Consider the following 18,830-nt stretch of genomic DNA (forward strand, 5'->3'; position numbering starts at 1 on the left):
GAGCGCAGTCCCCCGGCCCGGGACCCGGCCTGAGACCCGGACCGAGACCCGGCCAGAGAACCAGAAGGACCTTCGTCATGCGCGCCACCACCATCCACGCCCCCTACGACATGCGGGTGGAGGAGGTGCCCGAGCCGCTGGTGCAGCTGCCCACCGACGCCGTGGTGCGGGTGCTGCGGTCCTGCATCTGCGGCAGCGACCTGTGGGCGTACCGCGGCGAGGCGGCCCGGCAGCCGGGGCAGCGGATCGGGCACGAGTTCCTGGGCGTGGTGGAGGCCACGGGCAGCGACGTCGGCACCGTCCGCCGCGGCGACCTCGTGGTCGCGCCCTTCATGTGGTCCGACGGCGTCTGCGACTACTGCCGCGACGGGCTGACCACCTCCTGCGAGCACGGCGGCTTCTGGGGCTCCGTCGGCTACGACGGCGGCCAGGGCGAGGCCGTGCGCGTGCCCTTCGCCGACGGCACCCTCGTCCGGCTGCCGAAGGAGGCCGCCTCCGACGACCACCTGCTGTCGGCGCTGCTGACGCTGTCCGACGTCCTGGGCACCGGCCACCACGCGGCCCTCGGCGCGGGCGTCCGGCCGGGCGCCACCGTCGCCGTCGTCGGCGACGGGGCCGTCGGGCTCTGCGCGGTGCTGGCCGCCAAGCGGCTGGGCGCCGAGCGGATCATCGCCCTCGGCCGCTACCAGGCCCGTACCGACATCGCGCGCCGCTTCGGCGCCACCGACGTCGTCGCCGCGCGCGGGGACGAGGCCGTGGCGGCCGTCCGCGAGCTCACCCGCGGCCAGGGCGCCCACGCGGTCGTCGAGGCGGTCGGCACCGAGCAGTCGATGCGCACCGCCATCGGCGTGGCCCGCGACGGCGGCGCCGTCGGCTTCGTCGGCGTGCCGCACGGCAGCGGCACCGGCGTGGACCTCGGCGTCATGTTCGACCGGAACGTGGCGCTGCGCGGCGGTGTCGCGCCGGTCCGCGCCTACATCCCGGAGCTGCTGCCCGACGTCCTCGACGGGACGATCGACCCGTCGCCGGTGTTCGACATGACCGTCGACCTCGGCGGCGTGCCGGAGGGCTACAAGGCGATGGACGAGCGCGCCGCGCTCAAGGTGCTCGTCACCAACGGCTGAGCCGTCATCGGCCGGCTCACCACCGGTTGAGTGACCAACGGTTGATTCAACATGGTTGAGTCACCAGCGGTCCACGCCCGGCGCCCACCGGCCCGTGCCCGGCGCCTGATCAGGACCAGTGGATCGGCACCGGCAGCGCCGTCGGCCGCCCCGACACCGCGGCCACCGCCGCGAGGGCGGCGACCTCCGCCCGCGCGGGGGTGGACGCGGTCAGCGGGCCGGGCGACCGGACCAGCCGGACGCGCGCCCACAGGGCGAGCAGCGCGACGGCGGCCACGAGGATCGGGCTTTCCGCCCGGCCGGCTTCCGTCAGGGCGGCTCCCGCCGTTCGGCCTCCGCCGCCTTGGCTCCCGCCGGTCAGCCCCCTCGGCCCCCGCGGGGGCCGGCTCTGGCGGGTTCGGCCTCCGGCGGGAGCCGATGGCGGGTCCGGCTCCGGCGGACCGGGGCCCTCTGGGCAGGCCTCCGGCGGACCGGGCCTCGCCGGGCCCCTCCGGGCCGGTCTCCGGTGGTCAGTCGTTCGGCCGGTGCCAGCGGGGCGCGTCCGCGCCCCAGGGGCCCGGTGGGCGCGTCCAGTCCGTGGGGCCGCCGGTGAAGGCGACCGGGGAACGGGCGTACCGGAGCCGTCCGATCGCGCTGTCCGTCTCGCCGAGCCAGGCATCCGGACGCCGGTACGCGGCACCCGCCCCGTCCCTTCCGTCCGGCCCGTCGGCGCCGCCCGTGCCGGTGACCGCCCCGGCCCCTCCGGCCCCGTCCGCGCCGACGCCCGTCAGCCACGCGGCCGTTCGGGCCAGTGCCAGCCGTACGACCCTGGAGCCGCCGTCGTGCGCCTGCTCGGTCAGCGCCCGCAGTACCGCCGCCGCGAGCAGATAGCCCGTGCCGTGGTCCAGGGCCTGCGCGGGCAGCGCGCCGGGCCGCTCGTCCGACCCCTCGATCGCGGCGATGCCGGTGGCGACCTGCACCAGACTGTCGAAGCCCCGGCGCCCGCCCCAGGGCCCGCCGCCCCACGCCGACAACTGCGCCACGACCAGACCGGGCCGGCGCTCGGCCAGCGCCTCGGGGGAGAGGCCGAACCGGTCCAGGGCGCCCGGCCGGTACCCGGTGACGACGACGTCCGCCGCGGCCAGCAGTTCCTCGAAGGTCTTCCGGTCGGCCGCGAGGTCCACGGCGGCGGACCGCTTCCCGAAGCCCGTGTCCGCGTGCTGGTCCGCGAGTTCGGGCAGCCCCGGCGGGTCCACCCGCAGTACCTCCGCGCCGAGCAGGGCGAGCGTGCGGGTGGCGACCGGCCCCGCGATGACCCGCGTCAGGTCGAGCACCCGCAGTCCGGCGGCGGGCAGCATGGGCGCGGCCCCGGCCCCGGTCCGTGCCGTCCGCACCGGCGGGAGCACACGGGCCGGTGCCGCGTCCGGCCGCTCGCGCACCACGAGGGGCCGCGCGGCCACCGTCGCGCCCTGCGCGTGCGCCGCCCACTCCCGCGCCGTGCGCAGCGCCACCGCGAGGCCGCCCGCGCCGTACACCACGTCCTCCACCTCGTGTGCGGACCGCTCGGCCAGGAGGGCCGCCACGTCCTCCACCGACGCGTCCCCGCCCAGGCCCAGCGCGCCCAGCAGCCGCGCCCGGTGGTGCGGGTAGTTGGCGTGGGTGCGCACCCAGCCGTCGCCGGTCCGCCAGAACCGCGACAGCGGCGCGAAATTGACGGGGGCCCGCCCGTCGATCAGCAGATGCCGCTCACTGACGAACGCCGTCGCCACGGCCCCGTCGTCCACCCGCACCGCCGGTACCCCGGCGAGCCCGGCCCGCAGCGCGCCCAGCGCGGCGGCGGCCAGCGCGCACACTCCCACGCAGGCACGCGCCAACTCCCGTACGGGAAGTCGGGCTTCGAGCGCGCCCGGGCGTTCGACGGTCGACACCCGGGACGCGAGGGCGGGGTCACCGCCCAGCGCGGACCACGCGAACTTGATGTGAGTCATGACCGTACTATGCAGTAGGTACTGAATCAACATGTGGACCCGGGCCGTTGCGACCCGGGTCCACACATACCGCTACGACGTCGGACGCTCGCCTACTTCGTCACCGCCGCCAGCGCGTCCGTGATGCCCCAGCCGTAGAAGCCGTTGCGGTTCTTCGGGCCCTCGCACACCGCGTCGACCTTGCCGTCGCCGTTGATGTCGTACGGGTCCGTGCAGGGCGCCGCGTCCGCCTCCGCGTACAGCAGCGCCTTCACGACGGCGGCCGGCGCGTGCGGGTGCGTCGACTTGATCAGCGCGGCGACACCCGCGACGTGCGGGGACGCCATCGACGTACCGGCCATGTAGCCCCACCTGTTGCCCGGCAGCGGGCCCAGGATCAGGCCGCTGGTCGCCGGGGGCTCGGGCCGCTGGTACGCCGTCGAGTCGCCGCCCGGGGCCGCCATGTCGACGACGCCGAGACCGTAGTTGGAGAACGACGACTTCAGGCCCTTGGCCCCGGTCGCCGCGACCGTGACGACGCCCGGCAACTGGGTCGGTATGTCGAAGCACTTGTGCGGGTCGATCACCCGGTCCCCGGGCGTGGAGTCGTTCGGGGAGGCCGGGTCGGTGATCGAGCGGGACGCGAGGTCGTAGTTCTCGTTGCCCGCCGCCGCGACGTTGACCGTGCCCTTCCTCTCCGCGTACCGCGAGGCCCGGGTGACGGCGTCCACCAGCGCCTTCTGGTCCGGGTCGTCGGTGCAGTTGAAGTACCAGGGGTCGGTGTAATAGCTGTTGTTGGTCACGTCGACGCCGTGCTCGGCCGCCCACACGAAGCCGCACACCACGGCCTCGGTGTAGAAGAACCCGTCCGGGTTGCCGACCTTGATGCCGGCCACCTTCACGCCCGGGGCCACTCCGGTGACGCCGACGCCGTTCCTGGCGGCCGCGATCTCACCGGCCACATGGGTGCCGTGCGGGCTCTCCGAGGCGCTGGGACGCCAGGCGCCGTCGGCCGTGTCCGGCTTGCCCGACACACAGTCGACCGAAGCGTTCCGGTCGAAGTTCGGCGCGATGTCGGGGTGGGTGTCGTCGACGCCGGTGTCGATCACGCCGACGGTGACGTCCGGACTGCCGAGCGACTTCTCGTGCGCCTTGTCCGCCTTGATGGCGGGCAGGTCCCACTGGAGCGGCTCCAGCGGGTCCTGCCCGGCGGCCGCCCCGGCCCGGGCCGACGCCATCTGCGCGGCGCTGAGCACCTTGGGCGTGCCGCCGTCGGCGGCCGACTGCGCGGGCAGCGGCGCGGTGCGCGTGGCACCCGCCGAGTCGACCCCGCGCGCGGCGCGGACGACCTTGGCGAAGTCCGGGTTCGAGGAGTGGACGACGATCACGCCGATCCGGTCGTACGACGTCACGACGGTGCCGCCGGCCTGTGCGATCGCCTCCCGCACGGAGGCGGACACGCCGTGTCCGGGACGGACGTTGACGACATAGCTGAGCGAGGTCGCGTCGGCCGCCGGCGCGGCGTCCGCGGCGGGGGCCGCGGACGCCGTGACGTTCGGCAGGAACGCGAGTGCCGACGCCATGGCCATGCCGAGAGGCAGGGCCACGGCACGCCGGAAGCGCGGGTGAGGCGCTGTCATGTGATGGTGTCTCCAGTTCGTTCGCGAGTGCGGGCGTGCCGTGCGGAAAGGCCGCCTGCGCCGGGCTACTTGACCGCGCGCAGCGCGTTGACGACGCCGAACCCGTAGAAGCCGTTGACACGCTTGCCGCCGGCGCAGGTGGCGTCCACCACGCCGTCGCCGTTGCCGTCGTACGGCTCCGCCGGGCAGCCCGGGTTGTCCGCCTCGGCCTTGAGCAGCGCCTGCAGCTGGGCCGGGGTCGCCTGCGGGTGGGCGGACTTCAGCAGCGCGGCCACGGCCGCGACGTGCGGGGTCGCCATCGAGGTGCCCTGCAGGAAGGCGTACTGGTTGTTGGGCATCGTGGACAGGATGCGGCCGTTCTTCGACGGCGTGTCCGGGATCTGGTACTTGTCGCCGCCCGGAGCGGCGACGTCGATGACACCGTCGCCGTAGCTGGAGTAGTACGACTTGGCGCCCTTGACGCCGACCGCGCTGACCGTGACGACGCCGGGCAACTGGGTCGGGACGTCGAAGCACTTGTGCGGGTCGATCGTCCGGGTCACCGCGGTGCCGTCGTCGGGGCTGGAGTCGTCGACGATCGCGTCGGAGTCCAGGTCGTCGTTGGAGTTGCCCGCCGCGGCCACGTTCAGGGTGCCCTTGCCCTGCGCGTAGAGCTGGGCCCGGTTGACCGCGTCGACGATGGCCCTCTGGTCGGGGTCGTCGAGGCAGTTGTAGAGCCACGGGTCCACGTAGTAGCTGTTGTTGGTGATCTCCACGCCGTGGTCGGCGGCGAACACGAAGGCGCAGACGACGCTCTCCGGGTAGAACAGCTGGCCCGCGTCCGGCTGGGCGACCGTGATGCCGGCGACCTTGACGCCGGGCGCGACACCCGCGACGCCGATGCCGTTGCGGGCCGCGGCTATCTCGCCCGCGACGTGCGTGCCGTGGTAGTGGTCGGCGTCCACCGGCCGCCAGGAGCCGTAGGTGGTGTCCGCCTTGCCGCTGACGCAGTTCGCGGACTGCGACGGGGAGAAGTTCGGGGCGATGTCGGGGTGGGTGTCGTCGACGCCGGTGTCGATCACGCCGACGGTCACGTTCCGGCTGCCCGGGTTGATCTTCGCGGCCTGGTCCGCGCCGATGGCCCGCAGGTCCCACTGGTCGGCCTCGAGCGGCTCGCTGTCGCCGGCCGACGCCTGCTCGGCCTTCACGGCCTCCGCCCGGGAGAGGTACTGCGCCGCGCCCTCGTCCGTCGTACCGGACGGGCTCAGCGGCGCGGTGCGCGTGGCACCCGCCGACTGAACCCCCGGCACCGCGCGCATCTGCCGGCCGAAGTCGGGGTTCGCGGAGTGGACGACGATGACGCCGATCCGGTCGTAGGTCACGACGACGGTGCCGCCGGCCTCGGCGATCGCCTTCTGCACCGAGGCGATGGTGCGGTGGTCGAGCCGGGTGTTGACGACGTACGCCAGGGTGGGCGCGTCCGCGGTCTGCGCGGCGGACTCCGCGCGGGGCGCCGCCGACGCCGCCGAGGGAAGGAAGCCGAGCGAGGCGGTCAGCGACAGCACGACCGGTACGGCGAGGGCGAGCCGGCGTCTGGAACGCAGATGAGCCATGGGGTCTCCACATCATCCGGGAGCAGAACCGCCCGAGACACAGGTGGTGCTCGGGCAGGTACATGACGGGTGGTGCCAGGCGAAACTATCCCCCGCTTCGCCGGCCAGCAATGAGTTGGCAAAGACGAGTTCGAAAATCGTTCAGGCGACTTGAACCGCTCCACCCGCGGCGCCGTGCACCTTGGGCAGGGAGCGCGAACACGATCGAGCCCCCTGCCGCAACCGCATCCGCAACGCGAGGAGACTCCGTGGCCACCGAGACACCGCCACCCTCGAAGACGCAGGTCCCGCTCCCATCCGCCGAGGAGTTCACCGCGGTGCGGGAGAGCCCGGAGTTCGACGAACTGCGCCGCTCCCACCGCTCGTTCGCCTTCCCGCTCACCGTGGGGTTCATCGCCTGGTACCTGCTGTACGTGCTGCTCTCCAACTACGCGGGCGACTTCATGGGCACCCGGCTCTTCGGCAACGTCAACGTCGCGCTCGTCCTGGGCCTCGCCCAGTTCCTCACCACGTTCCTCATCGCCTGGTGGTACGCGCGGCACGCCGCCGCCAAGCTCGACCCCAAGGCCGAGGCCATCAAGTCCCGGATGGAGGGCGGCGCATGAGCCCCGCGATCACCCCCTCGCTCACGCTCGCGGCCGGCGAGGCGACCCAGCACCGGCCGCTGATCATCACCCTGTTCGCGGTGTTCGTCGCCGCGACCCTGGTCATCACCGTCTGGGCGGGCCGGCAGACCAAGGACGCCGCCGACTTCTACGCCGGCGGGCGGCAGTTCACCGGTTTCCAGAACGGACTCGCGGTCTCCGGCGACTACATGTCCGCCGCGTCCTTCCTCGGCATCGCGGGCGCCATCGCCCTCTTCGGCTACGACGGCTTCCTGTACTCCATAGGCTTCCTGGTCGCCTGGCTGGTCGCGCTGCTCCTGGTCGCCGAGCCGCTGCGCAACTCCGGCCGCTACACCATGGGTGACGTGCTCGCGTACCGGATGCGCCAGCGCCCGGTCCGCACGGCGGCCGGCACCTCCACCATCGTCGTGTCGATCTTCTACCTGCTGGCGCAGATGGCGGGCGCCGGCGTCCTGGTCTCGCTGCTGCTCGGCATCACCAGCGACGGCGGAAAGATCGGCATCGTGGCGCTGGTCGGCGTCCTGATGATCGTGTACGTCACCATCGGCGGCATGAAGGGCACCACCTGGGTGCAGATGGTCAAGGCGGTGCTGCTGATCGCGGGTGCGCTGCTGCTGACCTTCCTGGTCCTGCTGAAGTTCCACTTCAACATCTCGGAACTGCTCGGCAGCGCGGCCGGCAACAGCGCCAAGGGCTCGGCCTTCCTGGAGCCCGGCCTGAAGTACGGCGCGACGGGCACCACCAAGCTGGACTTCATCTCGCTCGGCATCGCCCTGGTCCTCGGCACCGCGGGCCTGCCGCACATCCTCATCCGCTTCTACACGGTCCCGACGGCCAAGGCCGCCCGCAAGTCGGTGATCTGGGCGATCGGCCTGATCGGCGCGTTCTACCTGATGACCCTCGCCCTCGGCTTCGGCGCCGCCGCGCTGATCAAGCCGGACGAGATCATCGCCTCCAACAAGGCGGGCAACACGGCCGCCCCGCTGCTCGCGCTGCACCTCGGCGGCGTGGACTCCAGCTGGGGCGCCATCCTGCTCGCCACCATCTCCGCGGTCGCCTTCGCCACCATCCTCGCGGTGGTCGCGGGCCTGACCCTGGCCTCGTCCTCGTCGTTCGCCCACGACATCTACGCCAACGTCATCAAGAAGGGCGCGGCCACCGAGAAGCAGGAACTGGGCGCGGCCCGCTGGGCGACCGTCGGCATCGGCGCGGTGTCGATCGTCCTGGGCGCCCTGGCCCGCGACCTCAACGTGGCCGGCCTGGTGGCCCTCGCCTTCGCGGTCGCCGCCTCCGCCAACCTGCCGACCATCCTCTACAGCCTCTTCTGGAAGCGGTTCACCACCTCCGGCGCCCTGTGGTCGATCTACGGCGGCCTGGTCACCGCGGTCGGCCTGGTGCTGTTCTCCCCGGTGGTGTCGGGCAAGCCGACCTCGATGTTCCCGGACGTCGACTTCCACTGGTTCCCGCTGGAGAACCCGGGCATCATCTCCATCCCGGTCGGCTTCCTGCTCGGCGTCGTCGGGACCCTGCTGTCCAAGGAGACACCGGACGCGGCCAAGTACGCGGAACTGGAGGTGCGGTCCCTGACCGGCACGGGAGCGCACTGAGCACGACCACGGAGCCGCGCTGAGCACGACGGTGCCGCGGCCACGTCGTAGGTCCCTACGACGTGGCCGCGTCCCGGCTCGTGGGATCGGGACTCCGTCGTTGTCGGTGCCGTCACGTAGGCTCGCAGTTGACGGAGGACGTTCCGCGACGAGGGAGGGGGCCCACGTGCTCATCGACACCTACGGCCGGGTGGCCACCGACCTGAGGGTCTCGCTCACCGACCGGTGCAACCTGCGGTGCACCTACTGCATGCCCGAGGAGGGCCTGCAGTGGCTGGCCAAGCCGGACCTCCTCACCGACGACGAGATCGTCCGCCTGATCGACGTCGCGGTCACCTCGCTGGGCGTCAAGGAGGTCCGCTTCACCGGCGGCGAGCCCCTGCTGCGCCCGGGCCTGGTCGGCATCGTGGAGCGGGTCGCCGCCCTGGACCCCCGCCCCCAGACCTCGCTGACGACCAACGGCATCGGCCTCGGACGCACGGCGTCCGCCCTGAAGGCGGCGGGCCTGGACCGGGTCAACGTCTCCTTGGACACCCTGCGCCCGGACGTCTTCAAGGCGCTCACCCGCCGGGACCGGCACAAGGACGTCCTGGAAGGACTGCGGGCCGCCCGCGAGGCCGGTCTGACACCGGTGAAGGTGAACTCGGTCCTCATGCCGGGCCTCAACGACGACGAGGCCCCGGACCTGCTCGCCTGGGCGGTGGAGCACGACTACGAGCTCCGGTTCATCGAGCAGATGCCACTGGACGCGCAGCACGGCTGGAAGCGCGAGGGCATGGTGACCGCGGGCGACATCCTGGCCTCCCTGCACACCCGCTTCGAGCTGACCCCGGAGGGCGCCGAGGAGCGCGGCTCCGCCCCGGCCGAGCGCTGGATCGTCGACGGCGGCCCGCACCGGGTCGGCGTCATCGCCTCGGTCACCCGCCCGTTCTGCGCGGCCTGCGACCGCACCCGCCTGACGGCCGACGGCCAGGTGCGCACCTGTCTGTTCGCCACCGAGGAGACCGACCTGCGCGCCGCTCTGCGCTCCGGCGCACCCGACGAGGAGATCGCCCGCATCTGGCGGCTGGCCATGTGGGGCAAGAAGGCGGGCGCGGGCCTGGACGACCCGTCCTTCGTCCAGCCGGACCGCCCGATGTCGGCGATCGGGGGCTAGACCCCCGCCGGGGCGGGACACTTCGGTCGGGGCGGGACGCCTCAGTCGGGGCGGGAAATCCCCGCCGGGCAGGCCCTACGCCTGCTCGGCCGCCTGCCACTCCCGCAGCGTGACGACGTCCTTGAGGAAACCGCGTACCCCGAGGAACTGTGACAGGTGCTCCCGGTGCTCCTCGCACGCCAGCCACGTCTTGCGGCGCTCCGGCGTGTGGATCTTCGGGTTGTTCCACGCCAGCACCCAGACGGCGTCGGCGCGGCAGCCCTTGGCGGAGCAGATCGGGGTCTCGTCAGTCACAGGTTCGTCTCACAGCCACGCAAACAAGGCGACGCCGAGCAGCCACGGGGGGAGCTGCCCGGCGTCGGTCTGTCGCTCCGACGGGGGATGCGGAGCGCGTACGAAGTATGTCACGGGTAACCCGCCCCCCGGCACCGGAACAACATGATTGATCTGAGCTTTTCTTGAGCTTGGCGTGCGCCGGGATTCCGGTTGCGGCACGTCAGTCGTGCTCACGCCCCGCCGGGCGGTTCCCTTCTTGCGTCCGCCGCCGGGTCTGCCGCCGCATCTTCCGGGTCCGACCCGGCGGAGCCGTCGTTCGTCCGCGGGGGCGAGATCATCGTCCGCATCGGCGTGGTCACGAAGGTCGAGGGAAGCGACGGCGCCCGCTCGCGCCCCGCGTTGGCGACGACCACGGCGATGTAGGGCAGCACCAGACCGAGCACCAGGGCCACGACCGCCACGTAGCGTTCGACGCTCCAGAGGACCACCGCGAGGATCACCGACACCGTACGGATCGACATCGAGATGACGTAGCGGCGCTGCCGGGCGCGCACATCCTCCTGGAGGCCCGTCCGGGCTCCGGTGATCCGGAACACCTGGGCGCTGCCGCCACCATGCTGCTTCCGCATCGCTTTCCACCATCCGCCCGCATCGGACACCGCCCGGCCCGTATCCGGTCCGCGACCGGGCACGGACACCGGTCCGCCACAGCCACCACGTTACGCCGCGTCCGAGCGGCCCACGAGACCGGGTCGGCCCCCGCCTGAGCGACCGCCCACGCGACTGCCTGCACGAACACCGCCCCGAATGGCCCGCGCGAAGTGCGCCTCCGGGCCGACACGCCGACACTGGGCGTAATGCTCACGTCGAGCCGGACGAGGAGGCAGCCATGGGCTGGTTGTGGGCGATCATCGTGGGATTCGTGCTCGGACTGATCGCCAAGGCGATCCTGCCCGGCAAGCAGCACAGCCCCCTCTGGCTGACCACCATCTTCGGCATGATCGGCGCCCTCATCGGCAACGCGCTCGCCCGCGCGTTCGGCGTCGAGGCCACCCCCGGCATCGACTGGACCCGGCATCTGTTCCAGCTCATCGCCGCGATCGTCGTCGTCGCACTCGGAGACATGGCGTACATGGCGTTGTGGGGCAACAAGAAGAAACAGCGGGAACAGTCGACCGCCTAGCCGGCCGTACGGCGAGGCGGACACGGTGAAGGGGACGGCTCGCGCGAGCCGTCCCCTTCATTGTGTCGCCGTGCCCGGTCAGCCGCCGGTGACCTCGACCGCGGCCAGGTTCTTCTTGCCCCGGCGCAGCACCAGCCAGCGGTCGTGCAGCAGGTCCTCCTTGGCGGGGACCTCGTCCTCGGCGGCGACCTTGACGTTGTTCACGTAGGCGCCGCCCTCCTTGACCGTGCGGCGCGCGGCCGACTTGCTGGCGACCAGCCCGACCTCGGCGAACAGGTCGACGACCGGACCGATCTCGGCGACCTGGATGTGCGGCACCTCGGACAGCGCCGCCGCCAGCGTCCGCTCGTCGAGGCCGTCCAGCTCACCCTGGCCGAACAGCGCCCTGGACGCGGCGATCACCGCGGCCGTCTGGTCGGCGCCGTGCACCAGCGTGGTCAGCTCCTCCGCGAGCGCGCGCTGGGCCGCGCGGGCCTGCGGGCGCTCCTCGGTCTGCCGCTCCAGCTCCTCCAGCTCCTCGCGGGAGCGGAAGGACAGGATGCGCAGGTAGCGGGAGATGTCCCGGTCGTCCACGTTCAGCCAGAACTGGTAGAACGCGTACGGCGTCGTCATCTCCGGGTCGAGCCAGACGGCGCCGCCCTCGGTCTTGCCGAACTTGGTGCCGTCCGCCTTCGTCATCAGCGGCGTCGCCAGCGCGTGCACCTCGGCCTCCGGCTCCAGCCGGTGGATCAGGTCCAGGCCCGCCGTCAGGTTGCCCCACTGGTCGCTGCCGCCCTGCTGGAGCGTGCAGCCGTAGCGCCGGTAGAGCTGGAGGAAGTCCATGCCCTGGAGGATCTGGTAGCTGAACTCGGTGTAGCTGATGCCCTGGTCGGACTCCAGGCGGCGGGCGACGGAGTCCTTGGTCAACATCTTGTTGACGCGGAAGTGCTTGCCGATGTCGCGCAGGAACTCGATCGCGGACAGGTTCTGCGTCCAGTCGAGGTTGTTCACCATGACCGCCGCGTTCTCGCCCTCGAAGGACAGGAACGGCTCGATCTGGCGGCGCAGCTTCTCCACCCAGCCGGCGACCGTCTCCGGGTCGTTCAGCGTGCGCTCCGCCGTGGGGCGGGGGTCGCCGATCAGGCCGGTGGCACCGCCGACCAGCGCCAGCGGCCGGTGACCGGCCTGCTGGAGCCGGCGCACGGTGAGCACCTGCACCAGGTGCCCCACGTGCAGCGACGGCGCCGTCGGGTCGAAACCGCAATAGAACGTCACGGGACCGTCCGCGAGCGCCTTGCGCAAAGCGTCCTCGTCGGTGGACAGGGAGAACAGCCCCCGCCACCTCAGCTCGTCGACGATGTCCGTCACGGTTCTCGTGTCTCCTCGATGATCCTCGGGCAGTCGGGTGACAGCCGCCTACGAGGTTATACGCCCTGGCTGACAGAGCTCATATTGAAATCCGGGACGCGCAGCGCGGGCATCGCGGCCCGGGTGAAGTAGTCGCTCCACTCCCGCGGCAGCGTCTTCTCCGTCCGCCCGGCCTCGGTCGCCCGGCCCAGCAGGTCCACCGGCGACTCGTTGAACCGGAAGTTGTTGACCTCCCCGGTCACCTCGCCGTTCTCGACCAGGTACACCCCGTCCCGGGTCAGCCCCGTCAGCAGCAGCGTCGCCGGGTCCACCTCGCGGATGTACCACAGGCAGGTCAGCAGCAGCCCCCGCTCGGTGCCGGCCACCATCTCCTCCAGGGAGCGCTCGCCGCCGCCGTCCAGGATCAGGTTCCCGGCCGCCGGCGCCACGGGCAGTCCGGTCAGGCCCGCGCTGTGCCGGGTGGTCGTCAGACGCTTCAGCTCGCCGCCGCCGACCCAGTCGGTGGCGTGCACGGGAAGCCCGTTGTCGAACACCGACTGGTCCCCTCCGGAGGAGTGCGCCACCACGAACGGCGCGCACTCCAGCCCGGGCTCGTTCGGGTCGCTGCGCAGGGTCAGCGGCAGCTCGCCGAGCCGCTCGCCCAGACGCGTGCCACCGCCCGGCCGGGAGAACACCGTCCGCCCCTCGGCCGCGTCCCGGCCGGAGGAGGACCAGTACTGGTAGATCATCAGGTCCGCGACCGCGGTCGGCGGCAGCAGCGTCTCGTACCGGCCCGCGGGCAGCGCCGTCCGCCGCTCCGCCCAGCCCAGCCGTACGGCCAGCTCCGCGTCCATCGCCGCCGGGTCGACGTCCTTGAAGTCCCGCGTGGACCGGCCCGCCCACGCCGAGCGGGTGCGGTCCGGCGACTTGGCGTTCAGCTCCAGCGTGCCGTTGGGCTGGTCGTGCCGCAGGCGCAGCCCGGTCGACGTACCGAGATAGGTCGACACCAGCTCGTGGTTGGCGAAGCCGTACAGTTCGCGGCCGCCGGCCCGCGCGCGGGCGAAGGACTCGCCGAGCGCCGGCGCGAAGTCGGCGAACACCGCCGACGAGGTCTCCGCGGGCGCGTCCGTGAAGTCGGGGGACTCCGGTACGTCCCGCACCAGGGGCTGCGCGTCCTCCGCGGGCCCGGCGCCGCGCGCGGCGGCCTCGGCGGCCCGCACCAGCGGCTCCAGCTCCTCCGCGGTCACGGCGGACCGCGACACCACGCCCGAGGCGGTGCCCTCCCTGCCGTCGACGGTCGCGACGACGGTCAGCGTGCGCCCGCGGGTGACGCCGTTGGTGGTCAGCGCGTTGCCCGCCCAGCGCAGGTTGGCCGTGGAGTGCTCGTCGGCGATCACGACGCAGCCGTCGGCCCGGGACAGCTCCAGGGCGCGCTCGACGATCTCGTGCGGCTTGTTCGTGCGCGGGCTCATCGACCGGCCTCCTGCGTCGTGTTGAGACTGTGCTTTCCCGGGGGACGACCCCCGGACCCCCGGCCGCTTTCGATGCGGGCGTTCATCGACCGGCCTCCTGCGTCGTGTTCAGACTGTGCTTTCCCGGGGGACGACCCCCGGACCCCCGGCCGCTTTCGATGCGGGCGTTCATCGACCGGCCTCCTGCGTCGTGTTCAGAATGTTGACGCCCCTGAAGAGGGCGGACGGGCAGCCGTGAGACACCGAAGCGACCTGCCCCGGCTGGGCCTTTCCGCAGTTGAAAGCCCCTCCCAGCACGTAGGTCTGAGGGCCTCCGACGGCGTCCATGGAGCCCCAGAACTGGGGAGTGACCCCCTGATACGCGAAGTCCCGGACCTGCCCCGTGAGGCGGCCGTTCCGGATCATGTACGCCCTCTGACCCGTGAACTGGAAGTTGTAGCGCTGCATGTCGATGGACCAGGAGCGGTCCCCGACGACGTAGATGCCCCGGTCGACGCCGCCGATGAGGTCCTCGGTCGACATCCCTGCCGGATCCGGCCGGAGCGAGACGTTGGCCATGCGCTGGACGGGCACATGCCCGGGGGAGTCGGCGAAGGCGCACCCGTTGGACCGCTCGAACCCGGTCAGCCGCGCGATCCTGCGGTCGAGCTGGTAGCCGACCAGCGTGCCGTCCTTCACCAGGTCCCAGGACTGCGCCTCCACGCCCTCGTCGTCGTAGCCGACGGTCGCCAGGCCGTGCTCGGCGGTGCGGTCGCCGGTGACGTTCATCAACTCCGAGCCGTACCGCAGCTTGCCGAGCTGGTCGAAGGTGGCGAAGGAGGTGCCGGCGTAGGCGGCCTCGTAGCCGAGGGCGCGGTCCAGCTCCGTGGCGTGCCCGATGGACTCGTGGATCGTCAGCCACAGGTTGGAGGGATCGACCACCAGGTCGTACAGGCCGGGGGCGACGCTCGGCGCCCGCATCTTCTCGGCCAGCAGCTCCGGGATCCCGGCCAGCTCGGCGTCCCAGTCCCAGCCGGTACCGGTCAGGTACTCCCAGCCGCGCCCCGCCGGCGGCGCCAGCGTCCGCATGGAGTCGAACTCCCCGCTGGACTCGTCCACCGACACCGCCGTCAGCTGCGGATGCAGCCGCACCCGCTGCTGCGTGGTCACGGTGCCCGCGGTGTCGGCGTAGAACTTGTTCTCGTGCACGGTGAGCAGCGAGGCATCGACGTGGTCGACGCCGTCGGCCGCCAGCAGGCGCGCGCTCCAGTCGGCCAGCAGCGCCGACTTCTCCTCGTCGGGCACGGAGAACGGGTCGATCTCGTACGACGAGACCCACGTCCTGTCGGCGTGCACCGGCTCCCCGGCCAGCTCCACGTGCTCGTCCGACCCGGCCGCCCTGATCACCTGAGCGGACAGCTTCGCCATCGCCACGGCCTGCGAGGCGACCTTGGCGGCGGCGTCCGGCGTCAGGTCCACGCCGGAGGCGAACCCCCAGGTCCCGCCGTGCACGACCCGCACCGCGTATCCCAGGTCGGTGGTGTCCGACGACCCGGAGGGCCGCGCGTCCCTAAACCGCCAGGACGCGCTGCGCACCCGCTCGAACCGGAAGTCCGCGTGCTCGGCACCGAGGGAACGCGCCCGCGCGAGGGCGGCGTCGGCCAGGGGGCGTAGCGGAAGCGCCGTGAACGCTTCGTCGATGGAATGAGGCACCGAGGTCTCTCCCTGTCGTCGTGACCTGTGGTTCTCCGATCATGGCGCGCCGGGTGACCGGCCGACCACACCTTTCGGGCCGAGGCCACTGTTTTCTGTAGGGACTCGACAGTGAGTCCCCCGCGCCACTGTCGGTGCCCGATTGTCCGCGCACGCGGCGCGACCGATAGGTTTTTCGGTGAAGCCGCCTGTCATCCACGTGTTCGGGCGGGCTGCCGGAACGCTTCAGACCGCTATCGAAAGGGTGATCCGTTGAGCCGCTCGGTTCTCGTCACCGGAGGCAACCGGGGCATCGGCCTCGCCATCGCCCGCGCGTTCGCCGACGCCGGCGACAACGTCGCCATCACGTACCGCTCGGGGGAGCCGCCGGCCGCCCTCACGGAGCTGGGCTGCCTCGCCGTGCGGTGCGACATCACCGACCCCGAGCAGGTGGAGCAGGCCTACAAGGAGATCGAGGCCCAGCACGGCCCGGTCGAGATCCTCATCGCCAACGCCGGGGTCACCAAGGACCAGCTGCTGATGCGCATGTCCGAGGAGGACTTCACCTCGGTCATCGACACCAACCTCACCGGCACCTTCCGCGTCGTCAAGCGCGCCAACCGCGGCATGCTGCGGGCCAAGAAGGGCCGTGTCGTCCTGATCTCCTCGGTCGTCGGACTGCTCGGCTCGGCGGGGCAGGCGAACTACGCCGCCTCCAAGGCCGCCCTCGTCGGCTTCGCGCGTTCCCTCGCCCGTGAGCTGGGCTCGCGCAACATCACCTTCAACGTCGTCGCGCCCGGCTTCGTCGACACCGACATGACCCGCGCGCTGGACGACGAGCAGCGCGAGGCGATCATGTCGCAGGTGCCGCTCGGCCGGTACGCGCAGCCGGAGGAGATCGCCGCGACGGTGCGGTTCCTCGCCTCGGACGACGCCTCGTACATCACTGGAGCCGTCATCCCCGTTGACGGCGGACTGGGAATGGGTCACTGATCACCATGAGCGGAATTCTCGAGGGCAAGCGCGTCCTGATCACCGGTGTGCTGATGGAGTCCTCCATCGCCTTCCACACCGCCAAGCTGGCTCAGGAGCAGGGCGCCGAGATCATCCTCACCGCGTTCCCGCGGCCCACCCTGACCGAGCGCATCGCCAAGAAGCTGCCGAAGCCCACCAAGGTCATCGAGCTCGACGTCACCAACGACGAGCACCTCGGGCGCCTGGCCGACGTCGTCGGCGAGGAGCTGGGCGGTCTCGACGGTGTCGTGCACTCCATCGGCTTCGCCCCGCAGGACGCACTCGGCGGCAACTTCCTCAACACGCCGTTCGAGTCGGTCTCCACCGCCATGCACGTCTCGGCGTTCTCCCTGAAGTCGCTGACCATGGCCTGCCTGCCGCTGATGCAGAACGGCGGCTCGGTCGTCGGCCTCACCTTCGACGCCCAGTACGCCTGGCCGCAGTACGACTGGATGGGGCCGGCCAAGGCCGCCCTGGAGGCCACCAGCCGTTACATGGCGCGCGACCTCGGCAAGCAGAACATCCGCTGCAACCTCATCTCCGCCGGCCCGATCGGCTCCATGGCCGCCAAGTCCATCCCGGGCTTCGGCGAGCTGGCCTCGGTGTGGGACACCCGCGCGCCGCTGGAGTGGGACCTGAAGGACCCGGAGCCGGCCGGCAAGGGTGTCGTCGCCCTGCTGAGCGACTGGTTCCCGAAGACCACCGGCGAGATCATCCACGTCGACGGCGGTCTGCACGCCATCGGCGCCTGACCGCCGTACGCCACCGGCGCCCGACCGCCGCACACCCTCGGTGTCCGGGCGCCGCACGCCGGCGCCGCCCGGCAGTCGCCCCTGAGGCCGGCCCGGCGGCCATGAGGCCCGCACCCTTCGAGGGGCGGGCCTTCGGCGTTCCCGGGGGCGCTCTCCACGTCTCCCCGCCAGGGCCGCGGCCACGGCCGCGAGGGTGACGGCGGGGGCCGCCGGGGCCCCTGCCCGGCGCGGGCGCGGTCCGCTCGGTGTCACCCGTTCGGCCCACCTGGAGGGGCGGGCGGAGCGGGCGGCCGGGCACGCTGGTGGGGCGCGGCCCGCCCCCGCGCGTCCTCCCCAGCTCGGCCGAGGAGGTTCCCTTGTGCGCCTGTCCCGCAGCGTGGCCTCAATGACCGTCGCCGTGTCCCTCGTGCTGTCCCTGCCGTTCGAGGCGCTGCCTCAGGCGCGCGGGCGCGCGGAGCGACCGGCGGCGTCCGAGCCGTTCGGCGCGACCTGCCGGACCGCCGTCACCGGCTCCCGGGTGACCGCCTACTGCCACAACCCGTACCCGGAGACCGACCGCGTCAGCCTGCACATCGAGTGCGCCCGCTGGTGGGACCTCGACAGCGACGGCTCGCCGGTGGACACCGGCCCCGCGCAGACCGTACGGCTGACCGGGCGCTGCTGGGAGGAGGTCCGCTCGGCGTGGGTCAGCCACGGGCGGGCGGGCTGAACCGGCCCGGGCGGCACAGGAGCGGGTAGCTCGCGGCCTCCTCGGCCGCCGCCTCGGCGTCCCCCGCGCGGATCGCGTCGAGCAGCCGCGTGTGGTCCATGTACGTCTGCGGGGTGAGCTCCTCGCCGACGTCCGCGCGCAGCCAGTCCCGCAGCACCTCGCCGAGGTCGGCGTACATCGCGGTCATCACGTCGTTGCGGGAGGCCGCCACCACCGCCAGGTGGAAGGTCGCGTCCGCCGTCACGAACGCCTCCGCCTCACCGGACTCCCAGGCCTCATCGCGCCGCAGCAGCAGCGCGTCGAGCTGCTTGAGGTCCTTTTCGGTGCGGCGCCCGGCGGCCAGCCTCGCCGCCGCGGACTCCAGCGTGGAGCGCAGCTCGGCGATGTGCCGGGGATCGGCGTCGGCGAAGCGGCGGTGCATCACGCCCGCCAGTTCACTGGTCGCCACGACGTAGGTGCCGGAGCCCTGCCGGATGTCCAGCAGGCCGTTGTGGGCGAGCGCCCGGACGGCCTCGCGGACGGTGTTGCGCGCGACCCCGAGCTGCTCCACCAGCTCGGGCTCGGTCGGGATACGGGATCCGACCGGCCACTCGCCCGAAGTGATCTGGTTCCGCAGCGCCGCGATGACCTGCTCGGACAGCGCCGACCGGCGTGGATGGCTCAGGGGCATGGCACACCTTCGCACGTACGGCCGGGGAGACGGGCCCCCGGCCATGGACAGCCAATCATCCCATGA

The 18,830-nt window shown here is 72.3% G+C and carries 18 protein-coding genes; 8 read left to right on the plus strand and 10 right to left on the minus strand.

Features of this window, described 5'->3' with window-relative positions; all coding sequences use genetic code 11:
* Positions 1-77 precede the first annotated feature (77 nt).
* A complete protein-coding gene (locus tag ACIPM1_RS27390; RefSeq protein WP_402439042.1) occupies positions 78-1,124 on the plus strand; it encodes a zinc-dependent alcohol dehydrogenase family protein in 1,047 nt (348 codons plus the stop codon).
* Between the two features lie 109 nt (positions 1,125-1,233).
* On the opposite strand, the gene ACIPM1_RS27395 is transcribed toward ACIPM1_RS27390, so the two are convergent.
* From ACIPM1_RS27395 to ACIPM1_RS27410, 4 genes are all read right to left on the minus strand, one after another.
* Entirely contained in the window at positions 1,234-1,401 is a 168-nt protein-coding gene (locus ACIPM1_RS27395) for a hypothetical protein (RefSeq protein ID WP_402439044.1), read from the minus strand.
* A 232-nt stretch (positions 1,402-1,633) separates the two neighbouring features.
* A complete protein-coding gene (locus ACIPM1_RS27400) occupies positions 1,634-3,091 on the minus strand; it encodes a CoA transferase (RefSeq protein ID WP_402439046.1) in 1,458 nt (485 codons plus the stop codon).
* 92 nt (positions 3,092-3,183) lie between these two features.
* Positions 3,184-4,710: a S8 family serine peptidase gene (locus tag ACIPM1_RS27405; RefSeq protein ID WP_402439048.1), complete on the minus strand. Its 1,527-nt coding sequence runs from the start codon at positions 4,708-4,710 to the stop codon at positions 3,184-3,186.
* 65 nt (positions 4,711-4,775) lie between these two features.
* Positions 4,776-6,302 (minus strand): S8 family serine peptidase, encoded by a 1,527-nt coding sequence (locus ACIPM1_RS27410; RefSeq protein ID WP_402439050.1) that lies wholly within the window; start codon positions 6,300-6,302, stop codon positions 4,776-4,778.
* Between the two features lie 248 nt (positions 6,303-6,550).
* Between ACIPM1_RS27410 and ACIPM1_RS27415 the strand changes: the two genes are divergently transcribed.
* The 3 genes from ACIPM1_RS27415 (at position 6,551) to moaA (ending at position 9,691) form a co-directional block, all read left to right on the plus strand.
* Entirely contained in the window at positions 6,551-6,907 is a 357-nt protein-coding gene (locus tag ACIPM1_RS27415; protein ID WP_356186640.1) for a DUF485 domain-containing protein, read from the plus strand.
* Positions 6,904-8,535, plus strand: coding sequence for a cation acetate symporter (locus tag ACIPM1_RS27420; protein ID WP_402439052.1), 1,632 nt, complete (start codon positions 6,904-6,906; stop codon positions 8,533-8,535). Before ACIPM1_RS27415 ends, ACIPM1_RS27420 begins: the two co-directional genes overlap by 4 nt.
* Before the next feature lie 166 nt (positions 8,536-8,701).
* Positions 8,702-9,691, plus strand: a complete 990-nt coding sequence (gene moaA / locus ACIPM1_RS27425) for a GTP 3',8-cyclase MoaA (protein ID WP_402439054.1) — start codon at positions 8,702-8,704, stop codon at positions 9,689-9,691.
* A gap of 75 nt (positions 9,692-9,766) precedes the next feature.
* Here the strand turns inward: moaA and ACIPM1_RS27430 are convergent, their stop codons facing one another.
* Together ACIPM1_RS27430 and ACIPM1_RS27435 are read right to left on the minus strand one after the other, a co-directional pair.
* Entirely contained in the window at positions 9,767-9,985 is a 219-nt protein-coding gene (locus ACIPM1_RS27430) for a hypothetical protein (RefSeq protein WP_356186631.1), read from the minus strand.
* 212 nt (positions 9,986-10,197) lie between these two features.
* Positions 10,198-10,596, minus strand: a complete 399-nt coding sequence (locus ACIPM1_RS27435) for a DUF3099 domain-containing protein (RefSeq protein ID WP_402439056.1) — start codon at positions 10,594-10,596, stop codon at positions 10,198-10,200.
* A gap of 260 nt (positions 10,597-10,856) precedes the next feature.
* Here ACIPM1_RS27435 and ACIPM1_RS27440 point away from each other — a divergent pair, with 260 nt between their 5' ends.
* On the plus strand, positions 10,857-11,150 hold the full coding sequence (locus ACIPM1_RS27440; protein ID WP_356186626.1) for a GlsB/YeaQ/YmgE family stress response membrane protein: 294 nt from the start codon (positions 10,857-10,859) through the stop codon (positions 11,148-11,150).
* A 78-nt stretch (positions 11,151-11,228) separates the two neighbouring features.
* Here ACIPM1_RS27440 and tyrS read toward each other — a convergent pair whose 3' ends face one another.
* From tyrS to ACIPM1_RS27455, 3 genes are all read right to left on the minus strand, one after another.
* A complete protein-coding gene (tyrS, locus tag ACIPM1_RS27445) occupies positions 11,229-12,497 on the minus strand; it encodes a tyrosine--tRNA ligase (protein ID WP_402439058.1) in 1,269 nt (422 codons plus the stop codon).
* A gap of 56 nt (positions 12,498-12,553) precedes the next feature.
* Entirely contained in the window at positions 12,554-13,948 is a 1,395-nt protein-coding gene (locus tag ACIPM1_RS27450) for a metallopeptidase TldD-related protein (RefSeq protein ID WP_402439060.1), read from the minus strand.
* Positions 13,949-14,116: 168 nt separating this feature from the next.
* Positions 14,117-15,640, minus strand: a complete 1,524-nt coding sequence (locus ACIPM1_RS27455; protein ID WP_402439062.1) for a TldD/PmbA family protein — start codon at positions 15,638-15,640, stop codon at positions 14,117-14,119.
* A gap of 252 nt (positions 15,641-15,892) precedes the next feature.
* On the opposite strand from ACIPM1_RS27455, the gene fabG reads away from it, so the two are divergent.
* From fabG to ACIPM1_RS27470, 3 genes are all read left to right on the plus strand, one after another.
* Positions 15,893-16,612 (plus strand): 3-oxoacyl-[acyl-carrier-protein] reductase, encoded by a 720-nt coding sequence (fabG, locus tag ACIPM1_RS27460; RefSeq protein ID WP_356186607.1) that lies wholly within the window; start codon positions 15,893-15,895, stop codon positions 16,610-16,612.
* Between the two features lie 5 nt (positions 16,613-16,617).
* Positions 16,618-17,385, plus strand: coding sequence for an enoyl-ACP reductase FabI (gene fabI, locus ACIPM1_RS27465; RefSeq protein WP_356186605.1), 768 nt, complete (start codon positions 16,618-16,620; stop codon positions 17,383-17,385).
* A 358-nt stretch (positions 17,386-17,743) separates the two neighbouring features.
* Positions 17,744-18,094: a hypothetical protein gene (locus ACIPM1_RS27470; protein WP_356186603.1), complete on the plus strand. Its 351-nt coding sequence runs from the start codon at positions 17,744-17,746 to the stop codon at positions 18,092-18,094.
* Here the strand turns inward: ACIPM1_RS27470 and ACIPM1_RS27475 are convergent.
* Positions 18,072-18,764, minus strand: coding sequence for a FadR/GntR family transcriptional regulator (locus ACIPM1_RS27475; RefSeq protein WP_402439065.1), 693 nt, complete (start codon positions 18,762-18,764; stop codon positions 18,072-18,074). The two genes, ACIPM1_RS27470 and ACIPM1_RS27475, sit on opposite strands and share 23 nt — an antisense overlap.
* Positions 18,765-18,830: the final 66 nt, after the last annotated feature.

It is taken from the genome of Streptomyces sp. NPDC086766 (genome assembly GCF_044746005.1).
Classification (GTDB): domain Bacteria; phylum Actinomycetota; class Actinomycetes; order Streptomycetales; family Streptomycetaceae; genus Streptomyces.

Coding starts and splice junctions, on each gene's coding strand:
- ACIPM1_RS27410 (WP_402439050.1), bottom strand. CDS start 6,302: ATGGCTCATCTGCGTTCCAGACGCCGGCTCGCCCTCGCCGTACCGGTC.
- ACIPM1_RS27390 (WP_402439042.1), top strand. CDS start 78: ATGCGCGCCACCACCATCCACGCCCCCTACGACATGCGGGTGGAGGAG.
- ACIPM1_RS27400 (WP_402439046.1), bottom strand. CDS start 3,091: ATGACTCACATCAAGTTCGCGTGGTCCGCGCTGGGCGGTGACCCCGCC.
- ACIPM1_RS27435 (WP_402439056.1), bottom strand. CDS start 10,596: ATGCGGAAGCAGCATGGTGGCGGCAGCGCCCAGGTGTTCCGGATCACC.
- ACIPM1_RS27475 (WP_402439065.1), bottom strand. CDS start 18,764: ATGCCCCTGAGCCATCCACGCCGGTCGGCGCTGTCCGAGCAGGTCATC.
- ACIPM1_RS27405 (WP_402439048.1), bottom strand. CDS start 4,710: ATGACAGCGCCTCACCCGCGCTTCCGGCGTGCCGTGGCCCTGCCTCTC.
- fabI (WP_356186605.1), top strand. CDS start 16,618: ATGAGCGGAATTCTCGAGGGCAAGCGCGTCCTGATCACCGGTGTGCTG.
- ACIPM1_RS27420 (WP_402439052.1), top strand. CDS start 6,904: ATGAGCCCCGCGATCACCCCCTCGCTCACGCTCGCGGCCGGCGAGGCG.
- ACIPM1_RS27440 (WP_356186626.1), top strand. CDS start 10,857: ATGGGCTGGTTGTGGGCGATCATCGTGGGATTCGTGCTCGGACTGATC.
- ACIPM1_RS27450 (WP_402439060.1), bottom strand. CDS start 13,948: ATGAGCCCGCGCACGAACAAGCCGCACGAGATCGTCGAGCGCGCCCTG.